This is a genomic window from Paenibacillus sp. FSL H8-0315 (assembly GCF_038005365.1).
Classification (GTDB): domain Bacteria; phylum Bacillota; class Bacilli; order Paenibacillales; family Paenibacillaceae; genus Paenibacillus_AQ; species Paenibacillus_AQ odorifer.
In genome coordinates this window covers 2,517,494-2,530,321 of the sequence record NZ_JBBOTA010000001.1, presented here as the reverse complement: position 1 = coordinate 2,530,321, position 12,828 = coordinate 2,517,494, and the positions used below count along the sequence as shown (strand labels likewise).

Sequence of the window (12,828 nt, the reverse complement as noted above, 5' to 3'; positions counted from 1 at the left end):
GCTGTATTCAGTACACTTATTTTCATGATTTCCTCAGCTAAAGGTGGTTTTTCTGGATTTTAATTGTATAGAATACAGTTATATTCAGGACAATCCCTTTTTTATACGAAATAAGTGTACAGAATGCAACTAAATCAAAGATTGGGTTTAGATTCGGTAATTAAAATATACGGGAGGGGATGCGGAGGAGTTATTCCGAGGTTTACCCAAAGTCGACTTAACCCTACGCAATGCAGATAAACAAGCAGGCAGTGTTTCTCCAATATCTGGAGGCTCACTGCCTGCTTGTTTTTTACATTAGAAAGGGCTGTTTAAGGAATATGGCTTCCAAAATACTGGTAAGTTCCTTTGGAATATTGATTCCACTCGCCCTCAAGTGAATACTGCTGTGATCCAGTGTATATACCAGATTTACGGACAATAGTTCCACCTGTGGAGAGGAATTGCTGAGTAGAGGTAGGGTCACCGAGAACATCCACGATTTGGCCGTTTTTCTTTAGTACTAATGCTGTAATATTATATGTTTTTGGATTATATAGACTCAGTTCATCATTGTAATAGGAGATATTCATTAAATCAAATGCGTCCCCAAAAGTAGAATCTATAAACATATACGGCATTGCTACAGGTACAGGGAATAATGGCCGGGAATAAACCTGTTTGGTTTGGGTGGCTTTCATAAATTGGTGAACTTCAAGGGTGTAACCTTCTGCTTTTCCTGCGGGATTACCATTTCCTTTATAGTACAGCTCAACTGCGATTCTGCCGTCACCGCCGTCCAGATACTCTGAGAAGAATAGCTCAGAGGTACCCTGTGAAGCCACGCTTATAGATAATACAACCGCTTTGCCATCAGAACCTACTATCCATACCGTTCCTGGACTTGTAGGACCATTCCATATAGCTCCATTCAGAGTTGCAGGTCCGCTCAATGAACCTGTGCTGCTTTCTGTATACACTTTAAATTGACTCTGATTAGGAATCAGCTTGGAAATATCGAAGGAAATATTGGATACACCTTGCTTGGTGGTTATTGGCACAAAGCCGTTGTTTACAAGCTGGGCTGTAATCAAGGTGAAAGTTGAGGTAGCTGAACCTCCTTTATCATCCGTTGCTGTGAGGGTCACTAAACCACTAACTGAACTATTAGCTGCCGGAGTTATCGTCAGAGTGTTGCCATTAAGGCTAAGTGTACCAGCATTTACGTTATCTATAGAAGCTGAATAAGTAAGCATGTCATTGTCGGGATCTTGAAAAAGCTGGGCCAGATCAAATGTACGTGGTGCAGTGATACCTGGTGTTAAGAGTTGAGTAGTGATTCCAGATATCGCAATTGGTGGCTGATTAGACGTTACAGTGAATGCAAAAGTAGCAGTGTTAACGCCACCTTGGCCGTCCATTGCTGTTATTGTAATCATGGCTGTGCCTGAATCGACCGGCACAAGGTTGAGATGATTCCCATTTACAGATACAGTGGCAACGCTAGCGTCAGAGGATGCAGCTGCGAATGTAAGCGGGTCGCCGTCCGGATCAATGAACACATTACTGATGTCGACGTTTTGGACACCACTTGTGATCAGAGCAGATATTGGATCAATATTATTTTGCACGACTGGTGCATGGTTCACCGGAGTAGGCGCCGGAGTAGGGCTAGGAGTCGCCACCGGAGTAGGCTCAGGAGTCGTCACCGGAGTAGGACTAGGAGTCGCGACCGGAGTAGGACTAGGAGTCGCCACGGGAGTAGGCTCAGGAGTCGGCGCCGGAGTAGGCTCAGGAGTCGTCACCGGAGTAGGGCTAGGAGTCGCGACCGGAGTAGGACTAGGAGTCGTCACCGGAGTAGGACTAGGAGTCGCTACGGGAGTAGGCTCAGGAGTAGGCGCCGGAGTAGGCTCAGGAGTCGCTACGGGAGTAGGGCTCGGAGTCGTCACCGGAGTAGGGCTCGGAGTCGCGACCGGAGAAGGACTAGGAGTCGCGACCGGAGTAGGCTCAGGAGTAGGCGCCGGAGTAGGCTCAGGAGTCGTCACCGGAGTAGGCTCAGGAGTCATCACCGGAGTAGGCTCAGGAGTCGTCACCGGAGTAGGACTAGGAGTCGCCACCGGAGTAGGACTAGGAGTCACTACGGGAGTAGGACTAGGAGTCACTACGGGAGTAGGGCTCGGAGTCGTCACCGGAGTAGGGCTAGGAGTCGCGACCGGAGAAGGACTAGGAGTCGCTACGGGAGTAGGGCTCGGAGTCGGCGCCGGAGAAGGACTAGGAGTCGCAACGGGAGTAGGCTCAGGAGTCGGATCGCTCACGGAGTTAGCAGACGTGGACGAAGTATATGCAGGAGCAACGGCTCCTGATGCATTTTGAACCTTTTGGATATTATCTTGAATGGCTGTGTAATTTGTTATGAAATGTGAAGGCAGACTGTTGCCAGGCAACTGCAGATTTTGAATAGACAAGGAGGGATCGATGGTGATCCTAGCGCCGCCTTCGACTATTTTTAAGGTTTGCAGGGGACCGCTGCCATGAATAGTAACTGGAGTTATAGAGTCCACAATGATCTGCCCAATTTGGCCCTGAAAAGTTATACTCGAAACGCCATTTTTAATCTTTAGATCACCGGTAACATTACCTTTAATAACAACATCATTTCCAGAAATATTGAGCAAAGAACCGGAGGGAAAGCCGGAGGTATTTAGTTGAACCCCTTTTTGTACAATTTCAAGCTCTTGCAAACCATCTACATGACGATTCAAGGAATTGAACTTAAGGACAGCTCCTCTTAAAGCATCATGGTTGCTATCACCCATTAATTCTTTGAGTGTACCTTCAATGAGGTAAGGCGTGCCATTGATCGTTACGAAATCTCCATCTATATTGTCGATCGTTGCAGTTTGTTGTTCTTCTTTAAAAATATTCAGCAGAAAAGAAGCCATATCCTGCCGCTGAACAGTACCTTTGGGGCTGAACATATCTTCGGGAGAGTCTATAAGTTTAAGACGTAGTGCGACATCAGTATACTCTTTTGCCCAATTGCTGATTGTGGATTCGTCATTAACCTTGTTGGCTTGTCCGCCTTGTGCTCCAGTTCCGCGGATGGCACGTACAAATATAACTGCAAGCTCTTCCCTAGTTACAGGTCTGGATGGATTAAAATTACCTGTAAGATCACCCTCCATAAATCCTGCCTTTTTAACAGCCTCAATAGCGGAGACACTCCAACTGGAATCAGATACGTCTCTAAAGGAAGAAGCGGAATTCACTGAGGAATCTAGCTTTAAGGTCTTCGCTAAAATGGCTGCCAGCTCTTGGCGAGTCATAGTCGCAGTGGGTCTGAATTGTCCATTGGGATCGCCTTTAAGCAATCCTAGACGAGCAGCCTCGAGGATTGCGGCACTTTTCGTCTGTTGTATTTCGGTTAAATCGGAGAACGGTGGAGTGATTTCAGCTGCAGATGCATAGAGAGTACCACCGAACAAGGTGTTAAGGGCAACAAGTGTTGCTCCCCATTTTAATGATATGCTTTTCAAGCAAAAGCCCCTTCCTTAGAACCAATTTGTCATAAGCTTACTTCATTATATCGACGCAAAAGCAAAGTTTTTTAATACTTTCATCCTACTGAAAGTGATTAAATTCATTGCTTTTCTAACTTATGAACTAGAAATAACTCCACTTCTATTCCATAAAAGGGCTTGTTTTTTGTTGACAGCTTATAAAATCGATGATATTTTAAATATTATAATTCCAATTGATTTACTTTGAATAATGATTGCCGACTGTTCCTACAGAGGTATTGCGAATGTTAAAAACGCAATGCCTCTGTTTTTTTGTCCATACAGATTAAAGGAGGGGTCAAGGTGGGAGAAGCGTTGCTTTCTATTTCGAACCTAAATAAACGTTTTGAGTCTGCCGGTGGTCATGTTCAAGCACTCCATAATGTAGATCTCCATGTACAGGAGGGCGAATTTATTACAGTCATCGGCCCCAGCGGCTGTGGAAAAAGTACACTATTACGCATCGTAGCCGGTCTGGATAGCGGGTACACTGGCAGTGTCACCCTGGAAGGGGCGGAGATTGGGGGTCCTGGGATCGATAAGGGTTTTATTTTTCAGGAGCATCGCCTCTTTCCCTGGCTTACCGTTGAGAAGAATATTGCCTCTGATTTACCGCTAGGGAACAAGGAGGTTAGGCGGAAGGTCGATGAATTGATTGATCTGGTGAAGTTAAATGGATTTGAGAAATCTTATCCCCGCGAGTTGTCGGGAGGGATGGCCCAGCGGGTGGCAATAGCTCGTGCACTTCTGCGCAATCCGAAAATACTGCTGCTGGACGAACCGTTTGGTGCACTGGATGCATTCACTCGGGCTCATATGCAGACGGTATTGCTGGACATTTGGCGGGCTAACCAAACAACCATGATTTTTGTGACACATGATATTGATGAGGCTGTGTTCTTGGGGAATCGGGTAGTGATTCTAGAGCCGCGTCCCGGGAAAATACGTAAAATTGTACCGATAGATTTACCGTATCCACGAAAAAAAACAACGACATCCTTTCAAGAGCTGCGTTTGAAGGTGTTGAATTATTTTGAAAAGGTAGATGAGCTAGAGCTTACAGACGGAGCCGGAATATAAAATAGGTCGACCATACCCATGGAGACTTTCGAAGGCATTAACATTCGAGGGTCTCTTTCTGTTTAATTAAAGTGATTGTAAAGCTGAAAAAAGGTGGGTTCAAAGTATGACAAATCGGGCTGTAGTCATAAGAACTTCCGGAAGACCCGGAAAGGTGGCAACACTAGGACTTGGTCTTTTGCTGCCGGGCAGTGTGCTAATTCTGTGGCAGACGCTCGGGCATTATGGAATGATCTCGGAGATGCTGTTCCCTACGCCGTATACGATTGCGGAATCTTTTGTAACTTTAGCGGCTTCAGGCGATCTGTGGCCGAACTTTAGAATCAGCTTGGTCAGAGCCTTTTCTGGATTCCTGCTAGGTGGTGGACTGGGTCTGCTGTTAGGACTTCTCGTAGGCCTGTTCCGCAGATCGGAGAAGCTGTTAGATCCTTCCCTGCAAATGATCCGCATGATTCCCAGTCTGGCGGTAGTACCGCTGTTCATTTTATGGTTCGGGATCGGTGAGGAGTCGAAGGTGCTATTGATAGCTAAGGGAGCTTTTTTCCCGCTTTATATCAATACGTTCATGGGAATTCGCGGCGTGGATAACAAGCTGTTCGAAGTTTCCCGGGTACTTGGCTTCAGCCGATTGAAGCAGATTGGCAGGTTAGTACTTCCAGCAGCGCTGCCGAACATTATTCTTGGAGTGCGTCTCTCTCTAGGGCTTTCTTGGCTGGGGTTAGTAGTGGCAGAGCTTATTGCATCTACCTCAGGCATTGGATACATGATGTCCGACGCGCGTCAATTCGCGGACACACCAGTGGTGTTCGTGGGAATTATTATTTTTGCCGTAGCTGGATTGTTGAGTGATTCCATTGTTCGTTACATTGAACGACGGTTGTTGAGATGGCAAGACAGTTATCGCGGATAACCTTGAACGCTCATTAAACAAAAGGGGGATGCACCATGAGCGATGTAGTAGAAGCTATTATCAAAAATACTAAAAGAGCCAGAGAAACGCTGGATAGCAGCGGCACAGCTCCTTTATCCAAGAAGACACCGAAGAAACCTGCAATACAAGTTGCATGGAAACCCCTGCTCTCTGATTGGGGAATGGGTGCAATTATCCCGGTGGTGACGTTAGTCCTTTGGCAGCTGGCAGGGAGTACGGGGCTGGTCTCAGCAACCTTTTTGCCGACTCCGCTTTCGATTGCAAGAGCTTTTACCGACTTGTTGGTTACTGGAGAGTTAACTCATCATCTGGGTGTCAGCATGGGTAGGGCGGGCATCGGATTTCTTATTGGAGGTGTGTTGGGTCTTCTATTCGGCGTACTGACTGGCTTGTTTCGCAGTGTAGAATATGTGCTCGATCCTAGCGTACAAGTGCTTAGGCTTGTTCCCCATTTAGCTATAGCGCCGCTCATTATTCTCTGGTTCGGGTTTGGAGAGATGTCAAAAGTTGTGATCATTATGACAGGCTCATTTTTTCCGCTCTATATTAATACGTTTATGGGCATCCGCAATGTGGACAATAAATTGTTCGAAGTAGCTCGTGTATTGGGATTCAGTCCATATCAGAAGCTGCGCAGGCTTATACTCCCGGCGGCGCTGCCTGGAATTTTGTTAGGGCTAAGGTTGTCGCTGGCTGTAGCTTGGATTGGTTTGGTTGTAGCAGAGCTTATTGGATCACAGTCAGGTATTGGGTTTCTTATCAATGAAGCGAAGCAGAACTCTAATACAGAGGTTGTATTCGTAGGCATTATTATTTTCGCAATTGTCGGTAAGCTGATCGATTCCTTGTTCCGGATTATTGAACGAAAGTTCCTGTTCTGGCGCGATAGTTACGAAGGCTAAACAAACTGAGGAGGTCTTAAACATATGAGTGGATCGGTGAAAAAAGGATCGGTGAATTTGGTGGCAGACGTGCTCGTTATCGGAGGAGGTCCGGCAGGAACGTGGGCAGCCCTTACTGCATCAGCGAAGGGGGCCAAAGTAATCCTTGCAGATAAAGGGTACTGCGGTTCAAGTGGGGCAACGGCACCGTCGGGAACGGGAGTCTGGTATGTGAAGCCGGATGAGAAGCTCCGGAAAGAGGCAAAAGCAAGTCGTTATGCGCTTGGCGGGCAGCTGGCTGAATCTCGCTGGATGGACCGGGTGCTGGATCAAACCTATGCCAATATGAACAAGCTGGGTGTTTCCGGTTATCCATTCCCTGTAGATGAGCAGGGCAATCAATTCCGAAGAAGTCTGCAAGGACCGGAATATATGAAATTAATGCGTAGGCTGGTGAAAAAGGCAGGCGTTAAAATTCTAGATCACAGCCCAGCCTTGGAACTCCTGGCAGATGAGCATGGCGTAGCTGGAGCGGCTGGAGTTCATACCCAGAGTGGAGAAACCTGGACTGTTCAGGCAGGAGCAGTCGTTATTGCTACCGGAGGCTGCGCCTTCCTAAGCAAGGCACTTGGCTGCAACGTGTTGACCGGAGATGGTTATCTCTTCGCTGCTGAGGCTGGGGCGAATCTGTCCGGCATGGAATTCTCCAATGCCTATGCGATCTGCCCTACGTTCTCTTCGGTGACCAAGACGGCGTATTACAGCTATGCCAGCTTTTATTATGAGGATGGAAGCATTGTGGAGGGAGCCGGTTCCAAGAAAGGCCGTTCTGTAATTGCCCGGAATCTGTTGGCAGGTAATCAGGTGTACGCCAAGCTGGATGGGGCACCAGAGGATTTAAGACCGCTGCTGCGGGTGGCGCAGACGAACTTTTTCCTTCCTTTTGACCGCCAGGGAATTGATCCGTTCAAGGATGCGTTTCCGGTTACTTTGCGGCTCGAAGGCACGGTTCGGGGGACGGGTGGCATCCATATTACAGATGAAAGCTGCGGCACAGGTGTTCCCGGACTTTACGCGGCAGGAGATGCTGCTACCCGCGAGCTGATTTGCGGAGGTTTTACTGGCGGTGGCAGCCATAATGCGGCGTGGGCGATGTCTTCAGGTTCTTTTGCTGGTGAAGGAGCTGCTGTCTATGCACAGAGTCTGGGGTCGCACGCTGCGCAGCGTAGTCCAGTCGGCTTATCATCATCACCACTGGTGCATCAGGAAGTGAAGCCGGGAGTGGCAGCCCAAACAGCAGAGTATGTGTCTGCTGTACAGGCTGAGGTGAAGCCGTATGATATCAATTTGTTCCGGACAGAACAAGGGCTGACGTCTGCACTAGATCGTCTGGATGGATTGTGGAAAGAGCAACGAAGCCGCGAAATTCAGCGTACGCCAGAAGGGGTCAAGGCACGGGAAGCCGAAGCCATGACCGCAACAGCCCGCTGGATGTACAATTCTGCACTTGCTCGTACAGAGACGAGAGGCATGCATAAGCGTGAGGATTTCAAGGCTACAGATCATGGCCAGCATCACCGCTTGATCAGTGGCGGATTAGATCAGGTATGGGTGAAGACGGAAGCCGTGGCTAAGGAGGGTGTTCTATCGTGATTGAGGTGATCAGCGCTGCCAGATGTGTAGAGTGCAACCAATGTGTATCTGTCTGCCCGACTAATGTTTTCGAACGGGTAGAGGATGGCATTCCTGTTATTGCCCGGCAGAGTGATTGCCAGACTTGCTTTATGTGTGAGCTGTATTGTCCTGTCGATGCTCTCTACGTTGCACCAGACTCTGAGAATATTATTGGTGTGACAGAAGCGGAACTTCAGGAGCAGAAACTACTTGGCGGTTATCGTGAAAAAGTAGGCTGGGGTAAGGGCAGGCAGCCGGTGGCAAGCCATGACTTTATGTATAAATTGGCGTCGAGGGCAGGGTTCTGAGCTGGATCAAGATTTAAATAAATAGCATAAACCTAGGGGGAGAAACAATGAAACAAGCGTACAGAGAGATTCAAGGGAAACGTTCTAGGAAGATTCGGTTTGCACTTTTAACTACAATTATGATGGCCATGCTGGTGCTTCAGGCTTGCGGAAATAATACGGGCGGCAATGGAGCATCTGCCTCCGGGGGATCAAATACGGAGAAGGCGGGAGAAGGGGCCACGAGCACGAGCAATGTTCCAGCGGTATTGAACTTTGGGTTTATCGGTTCCAACAAATTGAATGTGCCCGGCGGTGCAGAGGGTTGGGGCTTTTATAAAGGGATTATTCAAGAAGAGTTGAAGAAATACGGCATTACTGAAGTGAAGCTTACTGGCTTTCCAAACGGTCCGGATCAGACAGAATCCTTGATTAGTGGTCGGCTGGATATCGGCAGCCTTGGAGATACACCTGCTATTATTGCCTACGCTTCTGGAGCCAAGACCCGTCTGATTTCACAATCTTCCGCGAACACGATTGGTTATTTGATCGGCAAGAAGGATGGGCCCAAGACGGTGAAAGATCTGCAAGGTAAAACTATCGCGATTCAAAAAGGCTCCTTCATGCACCGTTATGTAGTTGGATTACTACAGGAAGAAGGCGTGACCGACTACAAACTCGTGCATATGCTCATTCCTGATGCTACTGCAGCTTTAGCCCGTGGAGATGTAGATGCTACAACAAATCTAGGTGTTCCTGCGCTGAAGCTGATTGACCAAGGTTACACTCACTTGGATGATGCCTCGAAGCACCCGAACCTGCTTGGTTCTAGCGCAACAGTTGTGTCTGAGGATTATCTGGCGAAATTCCCTGATTTTCCGAAGGTATGGAACGAAGCTAGAGAGAAAGCCTTGGCAGACTTGAAGCAGCATGAAGATGAGTATTATCAATTTCTGGCTGAAATCGGAGATACAACGCCTGAGCTGGCGAAGCAAGTGAATCCGATTAGTGATATCAAGGATACTGCGTTCACTGATGAAGGAACAAAGCTGCTGGACGGTACCAAAAACTTCCTCGTCGAAGAGAAGTTAGCGAAAAAAGACTTCAATATTAGCGATTGGCAGCTGAAATAAGTTGCTTAAAGGTTGCTTTAATTGAACTTAAGATTCTTCTGTAAAGGTAATTGAGTGACTGCGGTGAATGTTTGGACTTTCGGCCGCCTCTCCGCCACTCCTCCCTTTAGTGATTTTTAAGTTCAACTAACTCAGCTAATGGTGTAGGAGGAAAAAATATGTCGCAGCTTAAGAAGGAAATGACAGTGGATGTCCTCGTGCTTGGCGGAGGTCCTGCTGGGGCGTGGTCGGCATGGAGTGCAGCCTCGCAAGGTGCAAAGGTAGTCCTGGCGGATAAGGGCTACTTGGGCACTAGTGGCGCAACTGCACCTGGAGGAACAACGTTGCTCGTTATCCCTCCCATTGCCGAGCTGCGGGAGCAGGCAGTGCAGGCCAGACTTAAGGCCGGCGGATATTTGTCGGAGAATGCTTGGATTCACCGGGTGTTGGATCAGGTCGAACAGAACCTGGCTCAAGTGGAGCAGTGGGGGTATCCCTTTCCGAAGGATGGAGAAGGAAACTCACTGCGCACTCACCTCCATGGACCAGAATATATGCGGATTATGCGAAAAGTTGTGCGCAAAGCAGGGGTCACAATCCTCGATCAGTCACCAGCGCTGGAACTTCTTCACGATGAACACGGTGTCGGTGGAGCGCGTGGGATCAACCGCCTGACAGGAGAGTCCTGGGAAGTGAAGGCTAATGCCGTTGTGATGGCTACCGGCGGCTGTGCTTTTCTCAGCAAAGGCCTTGGTTGCAACGTGCTGACAGGGGAAGGATTGTTGATGTCCGCAGAGGTGGGTGCTGATCTTTCGGGTATGGAATTCAGCCGCCAATACGCCCCAAGCTTTGCGGACGGAACCGTAACACGTGGCCGCATGCTGGCTTGGGCCACCCTTTATGATGCGGACGGTCATCCGTTGCATAGAGGGGATCGGACCTTTGGCAGCATTCCTGAGCTGATGCTGAAGGGTCCGGTTTACGCTTCGCTGGATCTGGCGGACACCGCGGAGAAACAGGATTTTCTGCGCAAAGCGCATCCAATTTTCTTCATGCCGCTGGAGCGGGCGGGAATTGATGCGTTTAAGCAGAAATTCCCGCTTACCCTGCGCTATGAGGGCACGATGCGCGGCACTGGGGGTCTGCGCTTGAGCGGTACGGATTGCCAGACGACCGTGCCCGGACTCTATGCGGCCGGAGATGCCGCATCTCGCGAGAAAGTGACCGGCGCCATCTCCGGCGGCGGGGCTTATAACGCTTCCTGGGCCATGTGCAGCGGAAGCTGGGCTGGACAGGGAGCCGCGCAGCATGCGCTGTCCTGCCGAGGACAGGCGAACAGCCGCAAGCTGACCGCAGCGGGACGCTACGGGCTGGCGGCTGGCGCCGATGCCTCGGAAACGCTGGAGGTGAAGCCGCTAATCGCGGCAATCCAGCGTGAAATCTTGCCGCTGCAGATCAATTATTTCCGCAGCGAGCCGGGCATTTCTTCAGCCTTGAAGCGGCTGAATGCCTTGATGCCCTATTTGAACGGGCAGGCTCCTGCCAGCGTTCAGGGCATCGTGCAATCACGTGAAGCCGCGGCTATGCTCGCGGTCGGCAGGTGGATGTACACCGCGGCACTCGCCCGGAAAGAGACCCGCGGACTGCAAAAGCTAGCGGAATATCCGGAGCTTGATCCGCGCCAGACTCACCGGCTGATCTTATCCGGTATTCAACATATAAGCGTCAGTACAGAGGCTGTGCCCCATGCTCATGAACTGAATGCGCCGAAGGAGGGGCAAGCGATATGATCGAATTAATCAGCTTGGAGCGTTGTGTTGGTTGTAAGCTGTGTACGAAAGTATGTCCGACGAACGTATTCGAAATGCAGGGGAAGATTCCGGTCATTGCCCGTCAGGAAGATTGCCAGACCTGTTTCATGTGTGAAGCTTATTGTCCTGTAGATGCTTTATACGTGGCACCACAGGCGGATCAGCTGATCGGTGTAAATGAGGAGGTGCTGATTCAGTCAGGTGTGTTGGGAAGCTGGCGTGCTGAAATCGGCTGGGGACCTGGTGCGAATGGTTCGATGGCGGAGAGGGACACGACTCCTTATTTTGAAGTGTTTACCGAGCAGTACCGAACATGATTAAGCAGATGCTTAAACCCAAAAAATCCGCCCGAAAGCTGGGCGGATATTTCATATATTAGAAACTTATAGCAGGGCTTCGATAGCTGGTTCAATATCCAGCGGGTCCACCGTAGATTCGAATCTAGTGACCACATTGCCTTCGCGATCAATCAGGAATTTAGTGAAGTTCCACTTGATTTCGTCATTGTTCAGAGCCTCTGGATCTTTGTCTTCAAGCATGCTTTGCAGCAGCTTTCCTGAAGAATGGTTGATGTCGAACCCTTCAAATCCAGCCTGTTCTGTTAGGTAGGTGAAAAGAGGGTGTTTAGCTTCGCCTTTTACGTCAACCTTTTCAAAGAGTGGGAAGGTTACCCCGTAATTGATTTGGCAAAATACATTAACCTCTTCATTGCTGCCGGGTTCTTGCTCTCCAAATTGATTGGAAGGAAAGCCGAGAATTTGGAGGCCGCGTTCCTCGTACCGCTCATAAAGCTTTTGCAGATCTGAATATTGGTGGGTAAATCCGCACTTACTTGCTGTATTCACTATCAGTAGCACTTTACCTTTGTATTGCTCTAGCTCGATATCTTTTCCCCGAATACTGCGTGCTGAATATTGATAAATGCTCATGGCTGCTACATCCCTTCAGTTATCTATGCTTTTTGAAAAAGAACAGGAAATATTTATAATAATTAAATTGTAAACAATTCAATTATCGCTGTCAAACAATACAGCTTGAAGGAATTGGAACCGTAATTGCCAGGTTGGAATAGGATAGATAATGGGTATGGATCAGTCAAAAAAATTTATTGCGTTAAAGCTACTCTGCGTTCCATTATTATCTTGCATCGGGGACGTTTTTTGATTAAGATAGCAGAAACCAGCGCAAAAGCCGCGCTGACATAGATAAGGACTATGACGAAGAGAGTAAGCATTATAGCGGATCTTAACAGGGAAGGCGTGCCGGAGACTGAGAGCACCCTCATGAGACGATTAATGCCGAAGTTCACTTCCGAGTCGGCCCCTGAAGTAGTTTGTCACAGGTTGTGGCAGGTATGAGTAGGGAGGCCCGCGCCCCGCGTTACCGGGTGAAAGACAGAATTAATTCTTAGTCAGGGGAACATGAGATTCTATTCCTTTGTGCTAGTATTCGGGTTAATTCTAAATAAGGGTGGTACCACGGCTCCTCGTCCCTTGCGACGGGGGGCCTTTTT

At 48.7% G+C, this 12,828-nt stretch carries 10 protein-coding genes; 8 read left to right on the top strand and 2 right to left on the bottom strand.

Annotated features, from left to right (window positions below):
* Positions 1-311: 311 nt before the first annotated feature.
* The gene (locus MHB56_RS10900) at positions 312-3,515 is read right to left on the bottom strand and encodes an S-layer homology domain-containing protein (protein ID WP_341143566.1); all 3,204 of its coding nucleotides are present in this window, start codon (positions 3,513-3,515) and stop codon (positions 312-314) included.
* A gap of 327 nt (positions 3,516-3,842) precedes the next feature.
* Here MHB56_RS10900 and MHB56_RS10895 point away from each other — a divergent pair, with 327 nt between their 5' ends.
* The 8 genes from MHB56_RS10895 to MHB56_RS10860 all read left to right on the top strand — a co-directional run bounded on the left by MHB56_RS10895 (position 3,843) and on the right by MHB56_RS10860 (position 11,632).
* The gene (locus tag MHB56_RS10895; protein ID WP_036680296.1) at positions 3,843-4,619 is read left to right on the top strand and encodes an ABC transporter ATP-binding protein; all 777 of its coding nucleotides are present in this window, start codon (positions 3,843-3,845) and stop codon (positions 4,617-4,619) included.
* A gap of 106 nt (positions 4,620-4,725) precedes the next feature.
* Complete coding sequence (locus tag MHB56_RS10890) at positions 4,726-5,529, top strand: ABC transporter permease (RefSeq protein WP_076128755.1); 804 nt, start codon at positions 4,726-4,728, stop codon at positions 5,527-5,529.
* 35 nt (positions 5,530-5,564) lie between these two features.
* A complete protein-coding gene (locus MHB56_RS10885; RefSeq protein WP_341143565.1) occupies positions 5,565-6,452 on the top strand; it encodes an ABC transporter permease in 888 nt (295 codons plus the stop codon).
* Between the two features lie 24 nt (positions 6,453-6,476).
* Positions 6,477-8,084 carry an FAD-dependent oxidoreductase gene (locus MHB56_RS10880; RefSeq protein ID WP_036680291.1) on the top strand — a complete coding sequence of 536 codons (1,608 nt, stop codon included), beginning with the start codon at positions 6,477-6,479 and terminating at the stop codon, positions 8,082-8,084.
* Positions 8,081-8,413: a 4Fe-4S dicluster domain-containing protein gene (locus MHB56_RS10875; protein ID WP_076307272.1), complete on the top strand. Its 333-nt coding sequence runs from the start codon at positions 8,081-8,083 to the stop codon at positions 8,411-8,413. Before MHB56_RS10880 ends, MHB56_RS10875 begins: the two co-directional genes overlap by 4 nt.
* A gap of 47 nt (positions 8,414-8,460) precedes the next feature.
* Positions 8,461-9,525 carry an ABC transporter substrate-binding protein gene (locus tag MHB56_RS10870; protein ID WP_076282670.1) on the top strand — a complete coding sequence of 355 codons (1,065 nt, stop codon included), beginning with the start codon at positions 8,461-8,463 and terminating at the stop codon, positions 9,523-9,525.
* A gap of 158 nt (positions 9,526-9,683) precedes the next feature.
* Positions 9,684-11,294, top strand: coding sequence for an FAD-binding protein (locus MHB56_RS10865; RefSeq protein WP_341143564.1), 1,611 nt, complete (start codon positions 9,684-9,686; stop codon positions 11,292-11,294).
* Positions 11,291-11,632 carry a 4Fe-4S binding protein gene (locus tag MHB56_RS10860; RefSeq protein WP_076128745.1) on the top strand — a complete coding sequence of 114 codons (342 nt, stop codon included), beginning with the start codon at positions 11,291-11,293 and terminating at the stop codon, positions 11,630-11,632. The genes MHB56_RS10865 and MHB56_RS10860 overlap by 4 nt, the downstream gene beginning before the upstream one ends.
* A gap of 66 nt (positions 11,633-11,698) precedes the next feature.
* Here the strand turns inward: MHB56_RS10860 and MHB56_RS10855 are convergent, their stop codons facing one another.
* Complete coding sequence (locus MHB56_RS10855) at positions 11,699-12,244, bottom strand: glutathione peroxidase (RefSeq protein ID WP_038573366.1); 546 nt, start codon at positions 12,242-12,244, stop codon at positions 11,699-11,701.
* Between the last annotated feature and the right edge of the window lie 584 nt (positions 12,245-12,828).

Excerpts from the sequence above, each read along its gene's own strand:
- MHB56_RS10890 (WP_076128755.1), top strand. The coding sequence starts at position 4,726 with ATGACAAATCGGGCTGTAGTCATAAGAACTTCCGGAAGACCCGGAAAG.
- MHB56_RS10885 (WP_341143565.1), top strand. The coding sequence starts at position 5,565 with ATGAGCGATGTAGTAGAAGCTATTATCAAAAATACTAAAAGAGCCAGA.
- MHB56_RS10880 (WP_036680291.1), top strand. The coding sequence starts at position 6,477 with ATGAGTGGATCGGTGAAAAAAGGATCGGTGAATTTGGTGGCAGACGTG.
- MHB56_RS10870 (WP_076282670.1), top strand. The coding sequence starts at position 8,461 with ATGAAACAAGCGTACAGAGAGATTCAAGGGAAACGTTCTAGGAAGATT.
- MHB56_RS10865 (WP_341143564.1), top strand. The coding sequence starts at position 9,684 with ATGTCGCAGCTTAAGAAGGAAATGACAGTGGATGTCCTCGTGCTTGGC.
- MHB56_RS10860 (WP_076128745.1), top strand. The coding sequence starts at position 11,291 with ATGATCGAATTAATCAGCTTGGAGCGTTGTGTTGGTTGTAAGCTGTGT.
- MHB56_RS10855 (WP_038573366.1), bottom strand. The coding sequence starts at position 12,244 with ATGAGCATTTATCAATATTCAGCACGCAGTATTCGGGGAAAAGATATC.